At 67.0% G+C, this 22241-nt stretch carries 20 protein-coding genes; 11 read left to right on the top strand and 9 right to left on the bottom strand.

Translation table 11 applies throughout. The features are described from left to right. Positions 1-21 precede the first annotated feature (21 nt). The 3 genes from CKJ82_RS04620 to CKJ82_RS04610 all read left to right on the top strand — a co-directional run bounded on the left by CKJ82_RS04620 (position 22) and on the right by CKJ82_RS04610 (position 6521). On the top strand, positions 22-3699 hold the full coding sequence (locus CKJ82_RS04620) for a Rib/alpha-like domain-containing protein (RefSeq protein ID WP_133064016.1): 3678 nt from the start codon (positions 22-24) through the stop codon (positions 3697-3699). Positions 3700-3767: 68 nt separating this feature from the next. Continuing rightward, positions 3768-5321, top strand: a complete 1554-nt coding sequence (guaA, locus tag CKJ82_RS04615) for a glutamine-hydrolyzing GMP synthase (RefSeq protein WP_095537217.1) — start codon at positions 3768-3770, stop codon at positions 5319-5321. A 405-nt stretch (positions 5322-5726) separates the two neighbouring features. Next, positions 5727-6521: a pentapeptide repeat-containing protein gene (locus tag CKJ82_RS04610; protein WP_165765380.1), complete on the top strand. Its 795-nt coding sequence runs from the start codon at positions 5727-5729 to the stop codon at positions 6519-6521. Between the two features lie 213 nt (positions 6522-6734). Here CKJ82_RS04610 and CKJ82_RS04605 read toward each other — a convergent pair whose 3' ends face one another. After that, on the bottom strand, positions 6735-7901 hold the full coding sequence (locus tag CKJ82_RS04605) for a PspC domain-containing protein (RefSeq protein ID WP_165765379.1): 1167 nt from the start codon (positions 7899-7901) through the stop codon (positions 6735-6737). Positions 7902-8033: 132 nt separating this feature from the next. On the opposite strand from CKJ82_RS04605, the gene CKJ82_RS04600 reads away from it, so the two are divergent. Both CKJ82_RS04600 and CKJ82_RS04595 read left to right on the top strand, forming a co-directional pair. Next, positions 8034-9230: an ATP-binding protein gene (locus CKJ82_RS04600; RefSeq protein WP_095537214.1), complete on the top strand. Its 1197-nt coding sequence runs from the start codon at positions 8034-8036 to the stop codon at positions 9228-9230. 20 nt (positions 9231-9250) lie between these two features. Next, positions 9251-9910 (top strand): response regulator, encoded by a 660-nt coding sequence (locus tag CKJ82_RS04595; protein WP_095537213.1) that lies wholly within the window; start codon positions 9251-9253, stop codon positions 9908-9910. On the opposite strand, the gene CKJ82_RS04590 is transcribed toward CKJ82_RS04595, so the two are convergent. Next, complete coding sequence (locus CKJ82_RS04590) at positions 9911-10318, bottom strand: hypothetical protein (protein ID WP_095537212.1); 408 nt, start codon at positions 10316-10318, stop codon at positions 9911-9913. It lies immediately after the preceding gene. A 205-nt stretch (positions 10319-10523) separates the two neighbouring features. Here CKJ82_RS04590 and CKJ82_RS04585 point away from each other — a divergent pair, with 205 nt between their 5' ends. From CKJ82_RS04585 to CKJ82_RS04575, 3 genes are read left to right on the top strand one after another with little or no spacing between them, the layout of a single operon-like run. Continuing rightward, the gene (locus tag CKJ82_RS04585; RefSeq protein ID WP_205691376.1) at positions 10524-11207 is read left to right on the top strand and encodes a DnaE2-dependent mutagenesis accessory factor ImuA'; all 684 of its coding nucleotides are present in this window, start codon (positions 10524-10526) and stop codon (positions 11205-11207) included. Next, positions 11208-12755, top strand: a complete 1548-nt coding sequence (locus CKJ82_RS04580; protein ID WP_095537211.1) for a Y-family DNA polymerase — start codon at positions 11208-11210, stop codon at positions 12753-12755. A 55-nt stretch (positions 12756-12810) separates the two neighbouring features. Further along, positions 12811-13749: a sucrase ferredoxin gene (locus CKJ82_RS04575; protein WP_095537210.1), complete on the top strand. Its 939-nt coding sequence runs from the start codon at positions 12811-12813 to the stop codon at positions 13747-13749. On the opposite strand, the gene CKJ82_RS04570 is transcribed toward CKJ82_RS04575, so the two are convergent. Continuing rightward, entirely contained in the window at positions 13715-14491 is a 777-nt protein-coding gene (locus CKJ82_RS04570; RefSeq protein WP_095537209.1) for an HAD family hydrolase, read from the bottom strand. The two genes, CKJ82_RS04575 and CKJ82_RS04570, sit on opposite strands and share 35 nt — an antisense overlap. 78 nt (positions 14492-14569) lie before the next feature. Here CKJ82_RS04570 and CKJ82_RS04565 point away from each other — a divergent pair, with 78 nt between their 5' ends. Continuing rightward, complete coding sequence (locus CKJ82_RS04565; RefSeq protein ID WP_095537208.1) at positions 14570-15730, top strand: hypothetical protein; 1161 nt, start codon at positions 14570-14572, stop codon at positions 15728-15730. Positions 15731-15888: 158 nt separating this feature from the next. On the opposite strand, the gene CKJ82_RS04560 is transcribed toward CKJ82_RS04565, so the two are convergent. The 5 genes from CKJ82_RS04560 to CKJ82_RS04540 form a co-directional block, all read right to left on the bottom strand. After that, positions 15889-16569, bottom strand: coding sequence for a methionine ABC transporter permease (locus tag CKJ82_RS04560; RefSeq protein ID WP_095277750.1), 681 nt, complete (start codon positions 16567-16569; stop codon positions 15889-15891). Then, the gene (locus tag CKJ82_RS04555; protein ID WP_095537207.1) at positions 16566-17597 is read right to left on the bottom strand and encodes a methionine ABC transporter ATP-binding protein; all 1032 of its coding nucleotides are present in this window, start codon (positions 17595-17597) and stop codon (positions 16566-16568) included. The genes CKJ82_RS04560 and CKJ82_RS04555 overlap by 4 nt, the downstream gene beginning before the upstream one ends. Then, positions 17597-18481: a MetQ/NlpA family ABC transporter substrate-binding protein gene (locus CKJ82_RS04550; RefSeq protein ID WP_095277744.1), complete on the bottom strand. Its 885-nt coding sequence runs from the start codon at positions 18479-18481 to the stop codon at positions 17597-17599. Before CKJ82_RS04550 ends, CKJ82_RS04555 begins: the two co-directional genes overlap by 1 nt. Before the next feature lie 21 nt (positions 18482-18502). Beyond that, positions 18503-19393 (bottom strand): MetQ/NlpA family ABC transporter substrate-binding protein, encoded by an 891-nt coding sequence (locus tag CKJ82_RS04545; RefSeq protein WP_095537206.1) that lies wholly within the window; start codon positions 19391-19393, stop codon positions 18503-18505. A gap of 747 nt (positions 19394-20140) precedes the next feature. Further along, positions 20141-20488 carry an ArsR/SmtB family transcription factor gene (locus CKJ82_RS04540; RefSeq protein ID WP_095537205.1) on the bottom strand — a complete coding sequence of 116 codons (348 nt, stop codon included), beginning with the start codon at positions 20486-20488 and terminating at the stop codon, positions 20141-20143. A gap of 82 nt (positions 20489-20570) precedes the next feature. Here CKJ82_RS04540 and arsB point away from each other — a divergent pair, with 82 nt between their 5' ends. Both arsB and CKJ82_RS04530 read left to right on the top strand, forming a co-directional pair. After that, complete coding sequence (gene arsB / locus CKJ82_RS04535) at positions 20571-21650, top strand: ACR3 family arsenite efflux transporter (protein WP_095537204.1); 1080 nt, start codon at positions 20571-20573, stop codon at positions 21648-21650. A gap of 9 nt (positions 21651-21659) precedes the next feature. Further along, positions 21660-22067, top strand: a complete 408-nt coding sequence (locus CKJ82_RS04530; protein ID WP_095537203.1) for an arsenate-mycothiol transferase ArsC — start codon at positions 21660-21662, stop codon at positions 22065-22067. Positions 22068-22073: 6 nt separating this feature from the next. Here the strand turns inward: CKJ82_RS04530 and CKJ82_RS11765 are convergent, their stop codons facing one another. Further along, positions 22074-22229, bottom strand: a complete 156-nt coding sequence (locus CKJ82_RS11765; RefSeq protein ID WP_158221608.1) for a hypothetical protein — start codon at positions 22227-22229, stop codon at positions 22074-22076. Positions 22230-22241 lie beyond the last annotated feature (12 nt).

The raw sequence follows: 22241 nt of genomic DNA, 5'->3' as shown, positions 1-22241 counted from the left end.
GGAAAGTTTGGGAGAACTGAAATGCGTGGACGGATTGTTCGTTCTGCAGTAGCACTTGTCACCACCACCGTGACTGCCGTCGCGTTGTGCGCGCCGCCAGCGTCATCAGCCCCTGCGGCCTCCAACGTGTCCAACTCGGCTGAGGCACCGCTTGGCGACGCCGGCGCGAGCGATTACCCCCTGTTCACCTTCTACCGGCCCGAGTTTGGCAACTGGCTGTACGTCCTGCGCGACCAGGTCGAGCGCGGCGACGCGTTCAACCCGCCGGTGTACGCGCACTTCATCCCCGAATACGAGCGGGTGACGCCGCCGCAGCCGCTGACCTACACCAAGCTCGACGGCCCGGAGTGGTTGGAGGTGGACTCCAACACCGGGCAAATCCGCATCACCAACGACATCTCCGCGTACCTCCGCATGACCAACAAGCTGACCACGCCGGAGCAGGTGGCGTCGCTGAGCGTGAAGGTGACCTACCCGGACGGTCACGACTGGACGCAGCACCTGACCGTGGTGTTGTTTAACAACGAGGAGAGCTACGAGGCGTACAACAACCCGGCCACGGTGGAGGAGCCGCGGTTTGCGCGCCGCCCGATCCCGCTGACCCCGGGAGAGACGCTCACGCTGACCCGGAAGGACATTTCGTGGAAGGACCCGCAAGTACAGTGCGGGGAGAAGCCGGGCGAGGAGCTGGTGCGGTGCAAGGAGCGCGAGACGCCGGGGTTCTGGCCGGACGGGATCTGGGACGCCGACCTGGTGGTGGAGCCGCAGCCGCAGGAAGAAAACCCTGGCAATCCGCTCCTTGATCCCCAGTACGTCAACGTCGAGGTGGTCAACGACGCGAACGGCCAGTTCCAGGAGCTGCGCATCCACGCGGAGAAGAAGCTGGAGGAGCTGACCAACCAGGGCTACGCGGGTGGGGCATTGCCGGTCCGCTTCCGCTGGAAGGCCCGCGACGGCGAGTCCTTCACCACGTTCAACGACAGCACGATGGAAGAGGCGTGGGACACCGTCCCGCTCTACGTCTTCTTTGGCAACCTGTCCGACAAGGACAACTACGTCCCCCGGGCGGTCGCACCGATCACCACCGTGACGGGGCAGGAGGGAAGCGCCGCGCTCCCGGAGTTTGATTCCGCCGGCATCGCGGGCGACCCGGAGCAGCCGGTGAACCCCACGTTCACCGTGGTTGGCAAGGACGCCGAGTGGGTATCCGTGGAGGATGGCCGCATCGTGGCGCGCCCGACCGCGCCCGAGCATGTGGGTAAGCACAAGGTCCAGATGCGGGTGGACTTCCAGGACGGGTCGCACTCCCGCTTCGGTGTCGACGTGACCGTGACCCCGCTGGCCGCCGAGTACGAGCCGCGCTGGGAGGACGCCACGCTGGAGCGCGGAACGACCACGGTGCGCGTCCCGCTCGCCGGCACGCTGCCGGGCGAGGACGCCACGACTTCGGTCGCGGCCGACACCGACGGGTTCGCCGCCACCGCCAACGCGGACGGCTCCATCGACGTCACCGTGCCCGCCGACGCCAAGGTCGGCACGACCGCGACGCTCACGGCGACAACGAAGTACTCCGACACTACGGAGGGCAAGCCCGACACGGTTGACACCGACACCTTCACCGTCACCGTCGTCGCACCCCCGGGGGATAACGTCGCTGACCTGGGCGATGCCCCTTACCCGCCGCAGCGGATCACCCGCGACGAGGAGCGTAAGGTCGCCGCCCCCGCGGGCGAAAACATCGCGTTCGCGCCGGTCACGGAGGCTGACTCGGGCGCGCCGGGCTACACCGGGCCGACGCCGACGTGGGCGCAGGTAGACGCCGACGGCACGATCACGCTGCGCCCGGACGCGAAGGTCCCGTCGGGCCTGGTGCGGGTGCCGGTGCGCGCGGAGGATGGCAGCGGCAACGTCCGCATCATCGAGGTCCCCGTCACGGTCGGCGCGAACCGCTCCGAGGTTGCCTACCCCACGCGGACCGAGGCGCAGGTGGGCGAGCCGGTGACCATCGCGCCGCTCGAGGGCGTGCGCGAGGGGTTGGAGTTTGCGGTTGTTGGGGGTGAGGGGAGCGTCGATAAGCAAGGCACCATTTCGTACACCCCGAAGCTTTCGCAGGCCGGCGAGCGGACGCTGCGCGTGCGCGTGACCGACCACAGCGGCGCGACGCGCGACATCGAGGTCCCGGTGACGGTGCGCACGGTCAGCGACCGCACCGCGCCGACCTGGGCCGATGCCAGCGCGCCGCAGGGCGAGCCGATCGAGGTCGCCAACTCGGGCGACTCGGTGGAAGGTGCGGTGGTCGAGGCATCGCTTATCGACGCCACATCCTGGTCCACCTCCGCCAACGGCGACTCCGTCACCGTGCACCCCGGCGCGGGCGCGAAGGCGGGGGACCGCGCGACGCTGCGCATCACCGCCACCTATGGCGACGGCAGCAGCGACACGCAGGACGTGACCGTGCGGGTGACCGACGCGCGCGCCTACCCCGAGGGGACGGTCGTGGCGCCCGCGGGGGAGACAACCCGGTCTGAGGCCCCGGGCGGGTTCGGCGAATCGGCCACGTTCGCCCTGGCAGAGGGCTCGCCGCACGGCAACTGGGTGGCGATCGACCCCGCCACCGGCGCCGCGACGCTCACGCCCGCCGCACGGAAGCGCGACGCCGAGTTCGTCGCGGCCGGGTCCTACGACATCCCGGTGGTGGCCACGCTGCCCGGCGGCGAGCGCGTCCAGCTGACCCTGCCGGTAGCGGTGACCTCGCTGGCCGCGAACCTGCACCCGAAGTGGCGCGACGTCGCCGGCGCCGCCGGGGCGCAGTTGTCGTCCGCGAACGTCGGCGACGCGCTGCCGGAGGGCACCGTCGTCGCCGCGACCGGCCCCGGCGGCTGGGACGTCGCGCTCGCGGACGGCGCGGGCACCGTGACGCTGCGCCCGCCCGCCGGTGCGAAGGTCGGGGACGCCACCCCGGTGCGCCTGACGCTGACCTACCCGGACGGCAGCACGCAGGACGCGGCGTTTACCGCGAAGGTGGCGCGCGGCGGCCAGTCGACTACGGCGGCCCCTCAGACGACGCGGGCGACTGCGACGACGCAGGCGGCTGCGACAACGCAGGCGAGCGCGATGACGCAGGCGAGCGCGACGACCGTGACCGCAGAACCAACAGCGACTGCGCAGCCTTCCGGGCCGGCGCAGACTGCAAAGCCGGTTCGGTCGACGGCCACGACGCCCGCTGCGCCGACAACCGCGACAACTGAGGCGTCGTCAACGACAACGACCACTGTCACGGCTCACACGACAACCTCTGTGCCCACCACGGCGCCAACCACCACCCCGCCGCGGGACGGGGTGCAGGGCAAGCCGGGCTCGTCGAGTAGTGGGTCTACGGGGAGTGGGGTCGGCGGGTCGTCGACAAGCATGCTCCTCGCGCTGGCGGCCAGCCCGCTGCTGCTGCTCGTCCCGATTGCGCTGGCACAGCAGGTACAGGTGCCGGGGCTGACACCGGCGCTTGATGAGCTCGACGCGCAGCTGCGCGCGCTGCCACCCGAGGTCACCGGTGCGCTGGATGCTGCGCTGGAGGGTTCAGGCTTCCATCTCGGCGGAGCCGCCGCCGCTGGCGGAGTGGTGCTGACCAGCATCGTTGCGCTTGGCGTTGCGGTTGCGGCGGGTCAGGCGCAGGGGCAGGGAGGATCGTCGGCCCCGCAGTAGGCCGCGGTAGACAGGGCCAACTGGGCGCGCGTGGTGCCGCGGCGGGGCCGTGGGCTAGACTCTGTGCCGTGACTACTCCGCAAAATCGCCCCGTTCTTGTCGTCGACTTCGGCGCCCAGTACGCGCAGCTCATCGCCCGCCGCGTGCGCGAGGCTCGCATTTACTCCGAGGTCGTTCCGTCCACCATCTCCGCCGCTGAGGTGCGCGAGAAAAACCCGGCCGCGCTGGTGCTCTCCGGCGGCCCGTCGTCGGTGTACGCCGAGGGTGCGCCGCAGCTGGACCCGGAGATCTTCGAGTTGGACCTGCCCATCTTCGGCATCTGCTACGGATTCCAGATCATGACCCAGACGCTCGGCGGCAAGGTCGCCGAGACCGGGTCCAGGGAGTACGGCCGCACCAATATGCTTGTCGACGGGGGCGTGCTCCACGCCGACACCCCGCAGGAACACCCGGTGTGGATGTCCCACGGCGACTCCGTGACCGAGGCGCCGGAGGGCTTTACCGTGACCGCGTCGACCCCGGGTGCACCGGTGGCCGCCTTCGAGTGCGTGGACAAGAAGCTCGCCGGCGTGCAGTACCACCCCGAGGTCATGCACTCCCCGCACGGCCAGGAGGTGCTCACCCGCTTCCTCACCGAGGTCGCCGGCCTGGAGCAGAACTGGACCGCTTCCAACATCGCGGAGCAGCTCATCGAGCAGGTGCGCGAGCAGGTCGGCGACGGCCGCGCCATCTGCGGCCTGTCCGGTGGCGTGGACTCCGCCGTCGCCGCGGCGCTGGTGCAGCGCGCGATCGGCGACCGCCTCACCTGCGTGTTCGTGGACCACGGCCTGCTGCGCCAGGGTGAGCGCGAGCAGGTGGAAAACGACTTCGTCGCCGCCACCGGCGCGAAGCTGGTCACCGTGGACGAGCGCGAGGCCTTCCTGGGCAAGCTCGCCGGCGTGACTGAGCCGGAGGCGAAGCGCAAGGCGATCGGTGCGGAGTTCATCCGTTCCTTCGAGCGCGCCGTCGCAGGCGTGCTTGAGGGCCAGCAGGTTGACTACCTGGTCCAGGGCACCCTGTACCCGGACGTGGTGGAGTCCGGCGGAGGCACCGGCACCGCAAACATTAAGAGCCACCACAACGTCGGTGGCCTGCCGGACGACGTGGAGTTCGAGCTGGTTGAGCCGCTGCGCCTCCTGTTCAAGGACGAGGTCCGCGCTGTCGGCCGCGAGCTCGGCCTGCCCGAGGAGATTGTGAACCGTCAGCCGTTCCCGGGCCCGGGCCTGGGCATTCGCATCATCGGCGAGGTCACGCAGGAGCGCCTGGACACGCTGCGCGCCGCCGACGCGATCGCGCGCGAGGAGCTGACCAAGGCTGGCCTGGACGAGCAGATCTGGCAGTGCCCCGTCGTGCTGCTTGCCGACGTCCGCTCGGTCGGTGTCCAGGGCGATGGCCGCACCTACGGCCACCCGATCGTGCTGCGCCCTGTCGCCTCCGAGGACGCGATGACTGCGGACTGGGTCCGCGTGCCGTACGAGACGCTCGAGGCGATCTCCACCCGCATCACCAACGAGGTCGCGGAGGTCAACCGCGTTGTGCTGGACGTGACGTCCAAGCCGCCGGGGACCATCGAGTGGGAGTAAGCCTGCGTTTGTAGGCGTGCACGCGCCGCTGGCCGCGTGAGGACACCGACCATCCGTGTCCCAGGCGCTGGCCAAAGCGTGAACGCTAAATAGCATTAGTTGGACCCCATCAATATGCCCCAACCGCAATGAATAACTACATGAATCATATCCTGCCAAAGACCCAAATATACGGAATGATTCATACCCGGTGGGAGTAGTTACAGCTTGGTGCTCCTCCGATCCCGGGGGTGAGCGTGTGGAGTCAACGGGTTCTCGCTGTCCTAACTATGTCAACCTCTACAACCAACTGCGCCTCTAACTATCAGGATAATGCTATTAGATACAAGTCGACAGCTTGATGAGCGGTTCTTCCATTCTTGCCAGGGGCTCAAATCAAGGTCATCACTCGTACGTCTAGCGTCAGTGTTTGATTTGCTTCATATCGCTGATGAATGGGCAGCGCTGGACCCCGGCTCTGTTGCGGGTCGGTTACAGGAGATCGTTGATGTTTTGATCACTTTCATTCACTCAGGCGATCCTCAACAACAGGGCCAGGATCCGACTTTGCGCGCCCGCATCGCCGCTTTCGAGGGTCTTTCCGCAAGGTTGAGCGCCCCGTTGCAGGGCGAACAGGCTGGCATACCCACACCTGCGAGTTGGGATGAGTTTTCCCCCAACTACAGCTGGGCATCACTGGCTCCCGGGTCGGGGGTGCGAAATGCGCAAGTTCGGGTGAATTTCTCGGATATCAACCTGAGGGGTGTGAGGGTGCGCGGCGCCCGACTATCGGGGTTGATGTGGCAGGGTGCGTGCCTGAATTACGCCGAATTCAACAACTGCGTGTTGGACGAGGGGAATTTCAAAGGTGCGTACCTTGATTCGACGACGTTCAGTGGGAGTCTGAAATGGTGCACTTTTTCCCATGCACACGTCAACGCATTGATCGTTCAACAAGCCGATATGCGTGGTTCGGACTTCACGATGTGCGACTTGAGCATGTCCCTTTTCGAGGATTCAAAATTAGAGGAATGCGATTTTCGAGGCGCGATTCTTGTCGCAGCGAATTTAAACGGGTGTAGTTGCGACGCGAACACTTTTGATGGAGCAACGATTGACGAGCGGACGGTGTTCCCCGATGGGTCCAGTCTGCAGGAAGTGGGCAAAGCGGAAATCTGCGAGAGGTGGCCCGGCATCATAATTAAGAATGCAATCTATTAAAGACGCTCCGGCCCCCTGGACCGCCCTCGTCATGGGCAACCAATCACACACGATGGCGTTCTTGTTCACACCGTGTTCCGCATATGAAAAGGTATCTTAGTCGCGCCCCGGGGGTCCCCTAACGGGGTTTAGCTAATGGGGTCCAACTAATGGGGTTTAGGTAACGCTATTTGGCGGGTGACTGCCACGGCCACGTGACCGTTCGGGGCTGCGTTACTGCTCGCGGACGGTGACGTTGCCGATGTTGGTGGTGGCGTTGATACGCAGTGTCTTGCCTGGTGCATCGGGGTTGACGGTATCGGTGGGGCAGTCGGTCGAGCCGAGGTTGGTCGAGCAGTGCACCTCGACCGGCACGTCCTTCGGCAGCACGACGTCCACGTTGCCGATGTTGGTGTGCAGCGTGGCGGTGCGCTCCTGATCGAGGGACGGGAGGTCGCGATAGTCCACGTTCACGTCGCCCATGGTCTCGGAGACGTCGTTGACCTCGGTTTCCGTGGTGGTGGTGATATTGGAACCGCCGAACATGTTGCCTGCGTTTCCGCTCTCGACGACGGCGGAGATCACTCCCAGGACGAGCACACCGACTACGACGGCGATGGCGATCCACCAGCTGCGCTTGGAGCCTTTCGGGGGCGTGTCGTCGTCGGAGGCGTCGGCCTCGCTGTTCGGATCCGGCAGGTGCCACAGCTCCGGTGCAGCACCGAGTGGGTCCCACGCCGGCGGGGTGGCGGGGTGCGGGAATTCCGGCGGGGTGGTCAGGTTCGCCGTGGCGGATTGCGCGTAAGGGTTCTCTGGGGATTCGGCCGCGTCTGCTCGCCACGCGGTGGATCCGCCTGTGTCGGTGTTACCGGGGGCGGTGTAGGGACCGGACGGGTGAGCGTCGTGAAGCGTGCGCCCCTGCTGCGGCACGAGCAGACCGGCGGGTGGCTCCGGGGCGCGCTGGTAGAGCAGGTACCAGCCCAGTCCGAAGAGCGCGAAGGTGATGGCGGCGCTGTAGATGGTGGTGCCGTCGCTGGCGTAGGACAGGGACGGGAAGAAGACGAACATGCCGATGAGCAGCCAGATCGCCAGAGTGCGTTCCTTTTTGCCCGTCTTCGACTCGCGCGCGATGTTGCCTCGGCCGGTGGCGAGCGCGGACCAGGGGCTGAACGGGACGCCGAAGCGGCCCATGTTGATCCAGCACAGGAAGTAGAGGAACAGGCCGCCGCCGAAGCAGAGGGTGAGGACGACGAAGGCGATGCGGATGATCACGGGGTCGATGTTGTAGCGTGCGCCGAAGCCTTCGGCCACACCGGCGAGGACCGCGTTGCCGCCCTGGTCCTTCGGGATGCGGGGCGGGCGGGTCTCCCACATCTTGGTGAAGGTCTGTGTCGTTTCCATACCTTCATTATCGCCGGTCAGAGGTGGTTCGACCATCCGGAATTCCCCTGAACTTTGCGCGCGGCGGGGTGTGCGGAAAAGTCAGGGTTGTCCCCGATCCGCGCTGCAGGTGCGGGTGGAAGAATTGAGGGCATGGCAAAATCCACCCCGTACGCAGCGCAGCCCCCCGCACTGTATTCGCGCTTCACCCGCAGCCGCCGCAACCTCATGGTGGCAGGCATCGCCTCGGGCCTGGCGCGGTATCTCGGGGTGGACGAGCGCTGGGTGCGCCTGTTTTTCATCGTTGGCGCATTCGTCGGCGGCGCTGGCGCGTTGGCCTACGCGGCGCTGTGGATGACCACGCCGCTGGAGCCGAAGACCACCGACGCTGAGCCGGCGGTGACGCCGGAGATTGTGGGACATCAAAGCTGGACGCGGGTGGTCAACCTCGTGCTGGTGGCGGTGGCGGTCGCGGGCGCGCTCGTCTCGCTGAAGGTGTCGAGCGGCTTCGGCAGCTCGGTGGTGCTCGTCCTCGGCCTGTTTACCGTGGGCGCGGTGCTGGCGCTGCAGGCCTACGACAGGGAGATGGGGACGACGGCGAACGTGATCGCCTTGTCGGTGGGTGCGCTGCTGGTGATGGGCGGGGTGTTTGCAATCGCGATGCTGGGCGAGCGCGCAGGCATCACCGGGGTGGTGGTGTCGGTCCTGGTCACGGTGTGCGGCGTGGCGGTGCTGGTCATCCCGCTGCTGATGCGCCTGACTTCCTCGCTGCTCGCGGAGCGCGAGGCGAAGGCGGTCGCGGATCAGCGCGCGGAGATCGCCGCCCGGCTGCACGATTCGGTGTTGCAGACCCTCGCCCTGATTCAAAAGCAGGCCGAGCACCCCGAGGAGGTCGCCCGGCTTGCGCGTGGCCAGGAGCGCGAGCTTCGCGCCTGGCTTTTCGACGCCCCCGAGCACCCCTCGACGACGCCCGCCTCACTCTTCCAGGCGCTCAACCGGGCGGCCGGGGAGGTCGAGGACGCCTTCGGCGTGGTGATCCGCCCCGTCACGGTGGGCGAGGACCCCGCGCTCACGGAGGACAACGAGCCGGTGGCGCTGGCCGCGCGTGAGGCCATGGTGAACGCCGCGAAGCACAGCGGCGCCGAAGCGATCGACGTCTACGCCGAAAACCTCGCCGGCCAGCTCGCCGTGTTCGTGCGCGACCGCGGCGCGGGCTTCGACCAGCGCTCGATCCCGGAGGACCGCCACGGGGTGCGCGACTCCATCGTTGGACGCATGGAGCGCACCGGCGGGACTGCCCGGATCACGTCGGCGCCTGGAGAGGGGACGGAAGTGGAGCTGACGCTGTAGGCACCGTTAGCCTGGTTGTTATGGTTCGCGTCTTTCTTGTAGATGATCACTCCGTGTTCCGCGCCGGCGTGCGCGCCGAGCTGGCGGAAAAGGTCGAGATTGTCGGCGAGGCCGGCACCGTCGCCGAGGCGATCGAGGGCATCCGCGCGAGCACTCCGGACGTCGTGCTGCTCGACGTGCACATGCCGGACGGCGGCGGGCTGGCGGTGTTGCGCGCGGTGCAAAAGACGCAGCAGGCCGCGAAGTTTCTGTGCCTGAGCGTGTCCGACGCCGCCGAGGACGTCATTGCGTTGATCCGCGCGGGTGCCCGCGGCTACGTGACCAAGAACATCGACGGCGCGGAGCTCGCCGAGGCGATCGCCCGAGTTGACGGCGGCGACGCGTACTTCTCGCCGCGCCTGGCCGGCTTCGTGCTCGACGCCTTCGCCTCCGGCGGGGTGGTCGAGGACCCGGCGGGCGAGCCGGTCAAGGTGGAGGACCCTGCGGTGGACGCGCTGACCCGGCGCGAGCTGGAGGTGCTGCGCCTGCTCGCCCGCGGCTACACCTACAAGGAGATTGGCAAGCAGCTGTTCATCTCGGTGAAGACGGTGGAGACGCATGCGTCGAATATCTTGCGCAAGACGCAGACCTCCAACCGCCACCAGCTCACCCGCTGGGCTGCGGACCGGGACTTGGACTAGCTAGGCGTAGGCGAGCCGCCGCGAGCCGTCGACGTGAGGAAATAGTAGCCACGCGAGCGCGAAGAGCCCCACGAACACGAGCAGCGCGCCCCACACCGGCCACTGCAGCAGCGGCGCAAGCATGAGCAGCAGCCACCACAGCATCAACGGCACGAGCATGCTTATCGACGCCACCGTGGACGCACCCTTCTGTGCCGCGTACTCGCGCATCGCGCGCCGGTAGGGGTGCGCAAGCGTCACACCGAGCGCCACCGCGATGCAGGCAAGCGCGACGCCCGCCCGGACCGCGATTGGCGCCGACGACGCCATGATGGCGACCGACCCGGCCACCCCCGCGGACCCCGCGGCGCGCACGGCGAGTGGGGTGGGGATCGGGGTGACGTGGGAGCGGATGTCGCTGGGGAACATGGGCAGTACTGTAGCAGGGGTAGGTGGGGTGGCGGAGGGGGTGGCGTCGAGAAGCGCGGCTCACTATATTCGCAAACCCGTGCGACCTCGACGGTTGCTCATGTTCGGGGCGGGGTGCATACTATGTGGCGTGAACAGAACGTCCATTCGAGCGCTCAGCGGGGTGCAAAACGGCGCAGGTCAGGGTGTGGAAAGTGTCCCTGACGTGGATCGGCATGCCCGGATTGCGCAGCTCCGCGCTCGGATGGCGGAGATGGGCGGGCAGGCAGCGCCGAACGTTGTGGTGGGCGAGGATGTGCTGCCTGTGGGCGGCGGTTTTTCGCAGGTGTTGCCGAATGGCGGGCTGCCGCGCCACGCTGTCACGCAGGTGAGCGAGACGCCCGCGCTGGTAGTCGAGCTGCTCGACCGCGTTGCCGGGGCGGGAGGCAGCGCGGGTGTGATCGGGTGGCCGGAGCTCTCGTACGCGGGCGTGGCGGCCAGTGCGCTCGAGCGGGTGATCGCGGTGCCGGAGCCGGGGATCGAGGACCTCGCGGTGGCGGGCGTGCTCGCAGAGGGGCTCGACCTGGTGGTGCTGCGCACCCGGACTGCGCTCCAGCTGAGCCCGGTGCGCGCCCGGCCACTGCTCGCGCGACTGCGCAAGGGCAACGCCGCGCTGGTGGCGGTGAACGTGTCGGTGCCTTCGCCCGCGCTGCGGGTCACCGGGCAGATTGCGCAGTTCCACGGCATCGGCCGAGGCACGGGGCGCATCCGGGGGATCGACGTGCGCGTGCGCGCCGAGGCGAAGGGGTGGCCGGGCGCGACGGTAACGCTCACGCTCGGCGCAGGTGCTGCGAGCGCTGTGGGTGCTGCGAGCGCTGCCCCCGGCCGCCGTCTGAAGGCGGTGCCTTAAATGCGGGTGGCGGCGCTGTGGTTCCCCGACTGGCCCGTGCAGGCCGCCACCCTAGACGCGGCCGATACGCTGCAAGAACCGCTAGCCATTGCCGCGCAGCACCGGATCAAGGTGTGCTCGCAGGCCGCGCGCCGGGCGGGCGTGCGCCGCGGGATGCGGGTGCGCAACGCCCAAGCGCTCGCGCCGGAGCTCACGGTGGTGGAGGATAACCCGGACCGCGACGGGCGCATGTTCGCCTCGCTCGCCGGCGGGCTCGACGACGTCGCCGCGTCCGTCGAGGTCTTGCGCCCCGGCCTGATTGTGGCGGACCTGCAGGCGGCGGCCCGATTCCACGGCAGCGAGGACACAGCGCTGGAAATGATGCTGGACGCCGCCCAGCGCAGCGGCATCGAGGCCTTCGTGGGCGCCGCCGACGAGCTGGCCACCGCAGTGATTGCCACGCGCACCTCCCAGCTCGTCGCCCCGGGCGCGTCCGCGCAATTCCTCGCGCAGCAGCCGCTGAACATCCTGGTCGCGGAGGTGGCGCTCGGCGCGGACATCCCGACCGTCAACGCGCTCGGCCAGCTGGGCATCACCACGTTGGGCCAGCTCGCGCAGCTGCCTCCGCAGGCGGTGACCACCCGCTTCGGCGCCGGCGGGATGCGCATCCACCGCATCGCGAGCGCCGCACCGGACCGCCGCGTCGCCCCCGAACTCCCGGCCGCGGACCTGGCGGTCGGGCTGACCCCGGAGGACCCGATCGAGCGCGTCGACGCCGCCGCGTTCGCCGCCCGCGCGCTGGCCGCCACGCTGCACGAGCGGCTCGCCGAGCGCGGCGCGAGCTGCCTGCGCCTGAAAGTGATTGCGGAGCTGGCCACCGGCGAGCGCGTCGAGCGCGTCTGGCGCACCCGCGAAGCACTTACCGAGTCCGCCACCGCGGACCGGGTGCGCTGGCAGCTCGACGGTTGGCTCACCGGCGGCGGCGCCGGCGCGATCACCTCCCTCATCCTGGAGCCACTCGAGCTGGCCGCGCCCGAGGCGCGCGAGCTCTTCGGCGGCGGGGCGGCGCAGACGCGAGGCGAGGCGCGACGCGTGATCGAGCGCGTGCAGTCCCAGCTGGGCATCGACGCAGTAGTCCAGCCGCGCGCCGTCGGCGGCCGCGGCGTGGCCGAGCGCATCGCCTTTTCCCCCTTCGGCGAGCAGCCACCCGCCACAGCCACCCAGCCGTGGCCGGGCGCGATCCCCGCGCCGCTGCCAGCCCGCCTCGGCGGCGGCATCGACCACCCGGCCTCGCGCATCATGCTTATCGACGCCCACGCGCACCCCATCACCGTCACTGCCGAAGCCCTCCTGTCCTCGGACCCCTACGCGCTGGCCTGGGGCGAGCACAAGTACCTGGTCACGGGGTGGGCCGGCCCCTGGCCCGTGGACGAGGGCTGGTGGGGCGCGGCCGGGCAGCGCGTGGCGCGACTCCAGGTCGTCGGCGAGGAGCCGGAGGCGGGCAGCGCCGTGGAAGCCTGGCTGCTGGTGTGGACCCGGCGCAGCTGGCGCGTCGAAGCGGTGTACTGAGGTGGTGTATTAGGGCCGTGTATTAGGGCACCCTAAAGGTTGTAGGGTAGAGGCCATGAGTGAGGAAACGTTGACCAGTACCCCGGCCGCGTCCTGTTCCGACGTCCAGGTCGAGTCGCTTCCCGGCACGGCGAAGCCGGGCTCGACGTACGTGCTCTTCGAGTGGCCGCACGCCTGGACCCACGACGTGCTCGACGGCGGCACGCTCGGGGAGGAGCTCACCGAGAAGCTCAAAGCGCACCTCGCCGAGTACGACGCCTCCCTGCTCCTCATCCGCCACCCCACGCGCGAGGGCCGCCAGATCGACGACCACCACGTCTACCTCGTCTTCGCCGAGGACGAGGCCACCGAGGTCATGCACGTCGACGGCCCCGAAGCACTCCTGGAGCTGGACCTGTCCGGCCCGGGCAAGAATGCCGCAGTGGGCGCGACTGCGCGCACCAAGCCACTGCTGCTCGTATGCACGCACGCCAAGCGCGACCGCTGCTGCGCGGTGAAGGGCCGCAGCATGATCAACAAGCTGGTGCAGAAGTACCCGTTCGGTAAGGGCAACGACGTGGTGTGGGAGACCTCGCACATCAAGGGCCACCGCTTCGCGCCGACGATGCTGCTCATGCCGTGGGCCTACAGCTTCGGCCGGATGACGTTCGAGGCCACCGACGCGATGCTGGAGGCAGCGCTGCGCGGCGAGTACTTCGTCCCCGGCAACCGCGGGCGTGGCACGCTGAGCGCGCCGGCGCAGGCCGCCGAGGTCGCGGTCGCCGCCGAGCTTTCGCGTGCGGGCGAGCAGGTGCGCTACGGCGAGCTAGAGGTCACCGACGTTGCGGTGACGGGTGATGGGGGATACGTGCGCGTCGATAAGCACGGGGCGTCCTACACCGTGGAGCTGGCGCGCAAGGAGATTTCGGGGGTCGTGCCGTCGTGCGGCAAGCCCGCGAAGGACGGCGAGAGCTGGGTGCCTACCGCGGTGACAGCGCGTCCGCCACGCGCCTAATCACGTGGTCGGTGGCCGCGCGGACATCGGCCGGGGAGTGGGTGAAGCTGTGCGAATGGTCCGCGATGGTGTGCATGGACATGTCGTTCCATGAGTCGCCGAACGTGTAAAGCTCCACGTCAGCGCGGTCAATGTGCAGGCGATCGAGGAGCTCAAGGATGCCGGCGCCCTTCGTGCGACCCGGCGCCATGATGTCCACGTACTGCTGGTTCTGCGCGACGGTGTAGTCCCCGGCAAGCGACTCGCCCCAGGCCACGACCTCGCGACGCAGCGCCTCATCCGTGGGCACCCAGATCGGCACCACCGCGAACTGATGCTCCGGGATGTCCGCGCGAGTCATGGGGGTGAAGTGCTCGGTGAAGTGGCTCACCCCGCCGGTGTTGTCAGCGAAGACGCCGTCGACGGGGCCGATCGTCGTGCCGTAGATGGCCAGGCCGGCGCGCTCGCCGAAGGCGTCCAGCGCGACGAGGAGCACGTCCGGGTCGATGGTGTAGCCGAAGAGGAGCTCGCGGTTGTCGCCCGTGGTGGCGGACGCGCCATTGGAAAGGACCTGGTAGTCGAAGGCGAGCGTGCTGCCACGCATGCCGTAAGCGAGGGCGGAGCGGGAGCGGCCCGTGGCGGAAATGGCGAGGTGGCCGGCGTCGCTCCACGCCTGGATCGCGGCGAGGTCGGCGGGGCTGAACCCGTTCGGTTCGTCGGGGTGGTGGAGGGTGCCGTCGAAGTCAAAGGCCGCGATCTTCATACTGACGAGTCTAGGGGTGCAGCACGAGGCCATGAACTTGCACCGACAGCATCGCGTCCGCGCCCATATACTTCCCATATGGCTATCGCACAATGGGAAACACAAGCTGGCGGCGCACCCCTGCAGATCCAGGCCGAGGTCGCGCCGCGTTTCTTCCGCCCCGAGGACGAGGAGCAGGCGGAATTCGCGCAAGCGCTCGTCGACGCGGTGCGGGAGGCCGCGGACGAATACACCGGCTCCGAGGAGCTGCCGACCGAATACCCGAACGAGGCGGTCGAGTCGCTGGCACACACGCTCAACGGCATCGGGGAGCTGCGCGAGGCGCTCGACGAGGGGATCTCGCCCGCAGAGGCAATGTTGCGCCTGAACCGGATCGACAAGGAACTGGCGCGGCTGTCGGAGCTGGACCCGCGCTTTGTCCCGGCTCGGTACTTCGCCCGCCGCGGGTGGATCGCGGCCGGCGACTTCGACCTGGGCGCGGTCGAGCAGGTCTGCGCGGAGCTGCCGGGCCTCCTGCCCGCGCCGGAGCAGACCGACGAGGGGCTGGCGTTCCACGCCTCGCTCTGGACCGAGGACCCGGCGCCAGAGCTGGAGGTGTACGCCGAGGTTGCGGACATCATGGCGGCCGTGACGCTGCGCACCGACGGCCCAGCGTTCGGCGTTCTCCGCGCGCTCGCCGCGGTGCCCGAGCGCATGCTCGACGCCCTCCCGGGCCTGCCTCCCGCGTCTTTCTACGCCGAGGCGGCCTATGCCAAGCAGGTCAGCGACCTGCGCTTCACCGACGCCTTCCAGGAGGACAACGCCTATCGACGCCTTGTCATCGACGCCCTGGCGCAGTCCCTGAAATTCCTCGCGGCCCACTCGCCCCGCTACGAGTTCCCCCTGCACATGTCGGACGTCGTGGCCAGGATGGCCGAGCGGACCGAGCCGGAGGCGCTCGGGCTGGACGCGCTGATGGGGCTCCTCGAGCACATTCAGTCCTGGCTGCCGCGCGCCGTGAACGACCTGGTGCCGCCGTGGTGGTTCGGCGAGGACAACGAGGACACCATTGAGGGCCTTGTTGCCAGCCTGACCGCCGACCAGTACGTCCGGATGGTCGCTGTGATGGACGCCAGCGCCGGGCAGCTTACCGACGAGGGCCTGCCCGACCGCGCGGCGTTCCAGGCCATCCCCGTCGACGACCTGACCATGGAGATGCTGGCCGCAGAGAACGTCACGCTCTTCGCCGAGGAGCTCTAGGCTGACCGTCGGGCTGCGGGGGCCACGGGGTTGCGCGGCCGACGGGACGTGCGCGGCCCCGACAAGACACATGACGAGAACCCCTTGACGAGATCGCTGGTGAATCCCAGCACCTTCGTCAAGGGGTTCTCGTCAAATAGAACCGGCGCAGCCTACACCTACCGGCGCATGACCTTCTTCGACAGCACGTTGCCCAGCAGCTGCGCGAGCTGGACCACGACCACGATGACGATCACGGCCGCCCAGGTGACCTGCGGCTCGAACTGGCGGTAGCCGTAGACGATGGCGAAGTCACCGATACCGCCGCCGCCGATGTAGCCGGCCATCGCGGACATATCGATCACGGCGATGAAGATGAAGGTGTAGCCCAGGATCAGGGGCCCGAGCGCCTCGGGCAGGATCACGGACTGGATGATCTTCCACGGGCCGGCGCCCATGGAGCGGGCCGCCTCGATCACGCCCGGGTCGATGGCCACCAGGTTCTGCTCCACGATGCGGGCCACGGTGAATGTGGCGGAGAAGCACATGACGAACGTGGCGGCGCCGCGGCCGATGGTCGTGCCCACCACACCGAGCGTGATGGGGTAGAGCATGGCGATCATGATGATGAACGGGATCGGCCGGAAGAAGTTCACGGCGATGTTGATGATCCAGTACACCACCGCGTTCTGCAGAATGCCGCCCGGCCGGGTGGTGTAGAGGAAGATACCCAGAAGCAGGCCGAAGAAGCCGCCGACGACCATGGTGATGCCCACCATCCACATGGTGTCGCCGATGGATTCGATGAAGGTGGGACCGAGGCGGTCCCAGTCGGGTTCGGCGAGGATCATTTCGTTCATCGGGTGATCTCCTCAATGTCGGTAGTGGACTGCAGGGTGTGGAGGAACTCGTTGATGGCGGCGTCGTCGCCGTTGAGGCGCACCGTCATCTTGCCGAAGGAGTGCGACTGCAGGGTGGCAATGCCCGCGTGCACGGGCTGGATGCTCACGCCACGTTCGCGCGCCTTAGAGGCCGCGCCGAAGAAGCCGGAGTCCTCGGAGAGGTCGACGGTGAAGAGGCGGCCGGGTGCGGCGTCGAGAAGCTCTTGTGCCTCGACCTCGTTGGGGGTGTTGCGCAGGCTGGTGGAGACGAAGCGCTTGGCCACCGCGGTTTGCGGGTCGGAGAAGACGTCGTAGACGCTGCCGTACTCGACGACCTGGCCGGCCTCCATGACGGCGACCTTGTCGGCGATGGAGCGGATCACGTCCATCTCGTGGGTGATCACCACGATGGTGATGCCGAGCTCTTCGTTCACGCGGCGCAGCACCTCGAGGACCTCGTGCGTGGTCTCGGGGTCGAGCGCGGAGGTCGCCTCGTCGGCGAGCAGCAGCGAGGGGTTGGTGGCCAGGGCGCGCGCAATGCCGACGCGCTGCTTCTGTCCGCCCGAGAGCTGCTCGGGGTAGTTCTTGCCGCGCTCGGCCAGGCCAACAAAGTCGAGCAGTTCGTTCACGCGGCGTGTGCGCTCTTGCTTATCGACGCCCGCGAGCTTCAAGGGGTACTCAATGTTGCCAGCGGCGGTACGAGAATTGAAGAGGTTGAACTGCTGGAAGATCATGCCAACATTGCGGCGAATGTTGCGGAGCTGGCGCTCGGACTTGCCGACGACGTCGGTGCCGTCGAGAAGCAACTGCCCACCCGTGGGGGAATCGAGGCCGTTGATGAGGCGGACCAGCGTGGATTTGCCGGCACCCGAGTAGCCGATGACGCCGAGGATTTCACCCGGCTCGACAGTGAGCGTGACGCCGTCGACGGCGGTGACTTCGCGGTTGCCGGTTTTGAAGACCTTGGAAACGTCCCGGAACTCGATCCGGGTGCCGGTGTTGGGCATTACTTGTACTCCTCCACAAGCTCATCGAGGATCTTGTTCAGGTCCTCCTTGGAGCGCTGGACCTGCACGGCGGTGCCGTTAGAGTCCTCGTTGAGCGCCTCGGTGACCTCGGCGGACTGCCAGATCTCCACGAGCTTCTCGTAGGTCGGGTTGTCCACCTCGTCCGCCTTCACGGTGAAGACGTTGATGTACGGCTCGGCCAGCTCGGAGTTCGGGTCGTCCGCGGCGACGGAGGAAGCCGGGTCGATGCTGGCGCGCTGCAGCCAGTTGTTGTTGATGATCGCCGGGCGGCCCTCGTGGTACGCGTTCGGCGTCTGGGAGGCGTCGACGGCGACGACCTTCACCTTGGAGGCGGCCTCGTCGATGTCTGCCGGGGTCGGCGTGAGCTTCGGCGCGCCCTCCTTCAGCTTCAGCAGGTCGGCCTGGACGAGCACGTTGATCGCGCGGCCCTGGTTGGACGGGTCGTTCGGGATCGCGACCTCCTGGCCCTCGATGCCGTCGACGGAATCGTGATCCTTCCAGAACAGGCCCAGCACGTTGATCTCGCCGGAGCCGACGATGCGGAGATCCTCGTCGGAGGTGGCGTTGTACTGCGCCTGGTAGTTGATGGTCTGGAACTTCGACACATCCATCTGGCCCTCGGTGTGCGCCGGGTTGACCTGCGGGTACTCGGAGAAGCGGACGATGTCCAGCTTGATGCCCTGCTCCTTGGCCTGCTCCTCAAACACGGACCACGCTTTCAGATCGGCGTCGGTGGTGCCGATCTTTACCGTGGTGGTATCGCCGGAGCTATTCGACGAATCCGACTCGGAGCCGCACGCCACAAGGCTCGTCGCGGCGATAACGGAGGCCGCTGCTGCGGCGAGGAAACGGTTGGTACGCATGACGGTAAATTCCTTTGCTAACTACTTGCTCTGCAGGCGGTCGAGGATGTCGTTGAGCTCGTTGGCCGGGCGGCTGACCTCAACGGCGGTGCCGCGGGAGTCCTCCTGGACCGCCTCGGTCACGGCCGGGTCGTGCCACAGCTCGGCGAGCTTGACGTAGGTCGGGTTTTCCACGTCCTCGGCGCGGGAGGCGAACACGTTGATGTACGGCTCGCCCTGCTCGGAGCCCGGGTCGTCCTGGAAGATGGCCTGATCCGGCTCGATGCCGGCGCGGTCCAGCCAGGAGTTGTTGATAATTGCCGGGCGGCCCTCGCCGTACGCAGACGGGGTCTGGGATGCGTCCACCGGGACCACGGAGACCTTGGACGCCTCGGTGTCTACATCGACCGGAGCCGGCGCGTACTCGTCAGCGCCGTCCTTCAACTCCAGCAGGCCTGCCTGGACCAGCACGTTGATGGCGCGGCCCTGGTTGGTGTCGTCGTTGGGGATGGCCACCTCTTCGTCCTCAATGCCGTCGAGGGAGTCGTGATCCTTCCAGAACAGGGCGAGCGGGTAAATCTCGGAGGAGCCGACGACCTTGAGGTCGTTGCCGGAGTCCTTGTTATAGGAGGACAGGTAGAGGATGTGCTGGAACTTGTTCAGGTCCAGCTCGCCCTGCGCGAGCGCCTCGTTGACCGGGGCGTAGTCGGAGAACTGGACGATGTCCAGGTCGATGCCCTCGTCGGCGGCTAGGTCCGAGAAGACGGACCACGCCTTCTGGTCCGCATCCGTGGTGCCGATCTTGACGGTGACGTTGCCGTCGCCGTCGGTGTTCTGGCCGGCCGTGTCGTCGGACTCGTTCGAGCAGGCGACGAGGCTGGTGGCAAGAAGGGTGGAGGCCGCGATCGTGGCGAGAGTGCGCGAGATACGCATGTTGGCTCCTTTGTTGAGTTCGGGAATTGTTGACGGATAGAAATCTAGCACCCAATATACCGCTTAGTCTATTTTTGCGGGATATTGCTTACTAAGCTGTCTATCTTGTCTTTGGAATTGGCCCATGCGTATCTCTGCGAGCTGTGTTTGCTTCGGCATTTTGCGCGTCCGTTGCGATGCGTCGCAGTGCGTCGCGCAGATGGTCGGTTTCGGGGCTGGAATCCATGAGTAGTTGAGTGTCTAAATCGCGATATACCCAGAGCAAATGCCATGCAAGATCGTCCCAGTCCGGCGCACCGGTGATGAAGCTAGAGCCGTGATCAGTAGCTTCGATCTCTGAGCGGTACGGGGAGGGGATTCGGGCGGCGACTTCTTCCGGGGCCGCTGTGAGTTGGACGCGAGCCACGCAGCTGAAACGTTGTGCGATGTTGGCGCTTAAAGCTGGAGGTGGGGCTTCTCGAGGGCTAAACCTGCCGCAAGTTCCCCGGCCACAGCGTGATCACCGGCGTCGATGGCGTGCTCTGCCCGCCTGGCATGGCCATTCGTCTCGTCGAGCGGCACCGATTTTCTGGTCGTTGCACCGCGCGCAGACGACGTCTGGCTCAACCACTGCGCGCTGCGCGCCGGGTACGTCTGTCGCAAGTGAACCTCTCCGGCGGTAACGACCCCAAATCGCCGCGACGTATGCATGAGAAGACGTGGCCAAGCTACGTGCTGCGGGAGTTAGAGGGTCTGTGCCCGTTAGTCTCAGTCCATCTGGAGCACGGTGCGAAGCTCCTCGAACAGCTCTGGGCGCAGCCGGTGTATGACCGTCCTGCCCTGGCGGCTCTTTTCTAGGAGACCGGCCTCGGTAAGCATTTTGAGGTGGTGGGAAACTGTCGGTTGGCTTAGCCCAGAGCGCTGCGTGAGTTCGCCCACGCTCATCGGTTCGCAGCCATCTTCGGCGATCCTGGAAAGTAGTTGCAGCCGGCCGGGGTCCGCTAAAACTTTGAATAGGGCCGCGTAACGCGTCGCGTCGTCTTCGGAGAGCAAGCCGGAGCCCAGCGAGCAGCAGTCGAGGCCGGTGTTTTCTGTGGTGGCGACGTAATCGTTCATTCTTCCTACCTCGTCATATTGACAGTGATAAATATGCTGTTTAGTGTTCGTTTTGAATGCTGTCAATAGATAAGGATTCCAGATGGAAGACACAACCTCTCAGCCGGTAGAGCGTATGTCGTTTCTTGACCGCTTCCTGCCGGTGTGGATCATGCTCGCCATGGCGGCGGGCCTCGCCCTCGGCCGAGCGGTGCCGGGGCTTTCGGGCGCACTTGAGAGTCTCGAAGTCGGAAGCATCTCGCTTCCGATCGCGCTCGGCCTCCTGGTCATGATGTACCCGCCTTTGGCCAAGGTGCGCTACGACAAGACCCGCGAGATTGCCACCGACAAACGTCTCATGACCGTGTCCATCATCTTGAACTGGATTGTCGGCCCCGCGTTCATGTTCGCGCTCGCCTGGATCTTCCTGCCAGATGCCCCGGAGCTGCGCACCGGTTTGATCATCGTCGGTCTCGCCCGCTGCATCGCCATGGTGTTGGTGTGGTCCGACCTCGCCTGCGCTGACCGGGAAGCCACCGCAGTGCTGGTAGCTATCAACTCGGTGTTCCAGGTGGTCATGTTCGGCGTACTCGGCTGGTTCTACCTGCAAATCCTGCCTGCCTGGCTGGGGCTGGAAACCACCTCGGTGAAGTTCTCGTTCTGGGCGATCGTGTCCTCCGTGCTGGTCTTTTTGGGTATCCCGCTGTTGGCCGGGCTGCTGTCTCGCATTATCGGCGAGCGCACCAAGGGCCGCGACTGGTACGAAAACACCTTCCTGCCCCGGATCTCCCCACTCGCGCTGATCGGCCTGCTGTACACAATCGTCCTGCTTTTCTCGTTGCAAGGCGACCAGATCCTCTCCCAGCCGTGGACGGTGGCACGGGTGGCGATCCCGCTGCTGTGCTACTTCGTCGGCATGTTCGCTATTGCACTCGTGGTAGCCAAACTGTCCGGCATGGACTACGCCCAGTCGGCCTCGGTGGCGTTCACGGCTGCCGGCAACAACTTCGAGTTGGCCATCGCAGTGGCGATCGGCACGTTCGGCGCCACCTCCGCCCAGGCGCTGGCGGGCACCATCGGGCCGCTTATCGAGATCCCTATCCTCGTCGGCCTCGTCTACCTCATGCGTGGGATCGGCCCGAAACTGTTCCCGGGTGACCCAACCCTGCCCAAATTGTCCTAAGGAGACGTTATGAAGCCCTCAGTCTTGTTTGTGTGCGTCGGCAACGGCGGAAAGTCCCAGATGGCGGCGGCGCTCGCCGAGAAGCACGCGGGTAGCCAGCTCGGCATCCACTCCGCGGGCACCAAACCTGGCACGTCGCTGAACCAGGAATCGGTCGAGGCGATCGCAGAGGCCGGCGCCGACATGTCGCACGGCACGCCCAAACCCATCGATCCGGAACTGCTGCGCAGCGTTGATCGCGTTGTGGTGCTCGGCGAAGACGCGCAGGTGGACATGCCCGACGACGCACGCGGCACGCTGGAGCGCTGGCGTACCGACGAACCCTCGCTCCGCGGCATCGAAGGCATGCAGCGCATGCGCCTCGTACGCGACGACATTGACGCCCGTGTGCGCTCGCTTATCGACGAACTCCTGTAACGGCCTTTAATACGCCGGAGTCATCGGGATGCGCTGCTTATTGCGGAACCGTGACGCCTGCATGCGTGCCGGCGACGTGCCGCGGTAGTGGGTGGTGGAGGGGGAGGTTGCGTACTTCGGATTGCTGGACGGTTTTCGGGAGCGTTGCTTCTCGATCCTCACACCGCCGCATTG

Source organism: Corynebacterium gottingense (genome assembly GCF_002285125.1).
In the GTDB taxonomy this organism is placed as follows: domain Bacteria; phylum Actinomycetota; class Actinomycetes; order Mycobacteriales; family Mycobacteriaceae; genus Corynebacterium; species Corynebacterium gottingense.
The sequence above is the reverse complement of the archived record's forward strand: the minus strand, read 5'-3'. Positions and strand labels throughout refer to the sequence as shown.

Excerpts from the sequence above, each read along its gene's own strand:
- CKJ82_RS04620 (WP_133064016.1), top strand. The coding sequence starts at position 22 with ATGCGTGGACGGATTGTTCGTTCTGCAGTAGCACTTGTCACCACCACC.
- CKJ82_RS04605 (WP_165765379.1), bottom strand. The coding sequence starts at position 7,901 with ATGGAAACGACACAGACCTTCACCAAGATGTGGGAGACCCGCCCGCCC.
- CKJ82_RS04600 (WP_095537214.1), top strand. The coding sequence starts at position 8,034 with ATGGCAAAATCCACCCCGTACGCAGCGCAGCCCCCCGCACTGTATTCG.
- CKJ82_RS04595 (WP_095537213.1), top strand. The coding sequence starts at position 9,251 with ATGGTTCGCGTCTTTCTTGTAGATGATCACTCCGTGTTCCGCGCCGGC.
- CKJ82_RS04590 (WP_095537212.1), bottom strand. The coding sequence starts at position 10,318 with ATGTTCCCCAGCGACATCCGCTCCCACGTCACCCCGATCCCCACCCCA.
- CKJ82_RS04580 (WP_095537211.1), top strand. The coding sequence starts at position 11,208 with ATGCGGGTGGCGGCGCTGTGGTTCCCCGACTGGCCCGTGCAGGCCGCC.
- CKJ82_RS04575 (WP_095537210.1), top strand. The coding sequence starts at position 12,811 with ATGAGTGAGGAAACGTTGACCAGTACCCCGGCCGCGTCCTGTTCCGAC.
- CKJ82_RS04570 (WP_095537209.1), bottom strand. The coding sequence starts at position 14,491 with ATGAAGATCGCGGCCTTTGACTTCGACGGCACCCTCCACCACCCCGAC.
- CKJ82_RS04565 (WP_095537208.1), top strand. The coding sequence starts at position 14,570 with ATGGCTATCGCACAATGGGAAACACAAGCTGGCGGCGCACCCCTGCAG.
- CKJ82_RS04560 (WP_095277750.1), bottom strand. The coding sequence starts at position 16,569 with ATGAACGAAATGATCCTCGCCGAACCCGACTGGGACCGCCTCGGTCCC.
- CKJ82_RS04555 (WP_095537207.1), bottom strand. The coding sequence starts at position 17,597 with ATGCCCAACACCGGCACCCGGATCGAGTTCCGGGACGTTTCCAAGGTC.
- CKJ82_RS04550 (WP_095277744.1), bottom strand. The coding sequence starts at position 18,481 with ATGCGTACCAACCGTTTCCTCGCCGCAGCAGCGGCCTCCGTTATCGCC.
- CKJ82_RS04545 (WP_095537206.1), bottom strand. The coding sequence starts at position 19,393 with ATGCGTATCTCGCGCACTCTCGCCACGATCGCGGCCTCCACCCTTCTT.
- CKJ82_RS04540 (WP_095537205.1), bottom strand. The coding sequence starts at position 20,488 with ATGAACGATTACGTCGCCACCACAGAAAACACCGGCCTCGACTGCTGC.
- arsB (WP_095537204.1), top strand. The coding sequence starts at position 20,571 with ATGGAAGACACAACCTCTCAGCCGGTAGAGCGTATGTCGTTTCTTGAC.
- CKJ82_RS04530 (WP_095537203.1), top strand. The coding sequence starts at position 21,660 with ATGAAGCCCTCAGTCTTGTTTGTGTGCGTCGGCAACGGCGGAAAGTCC.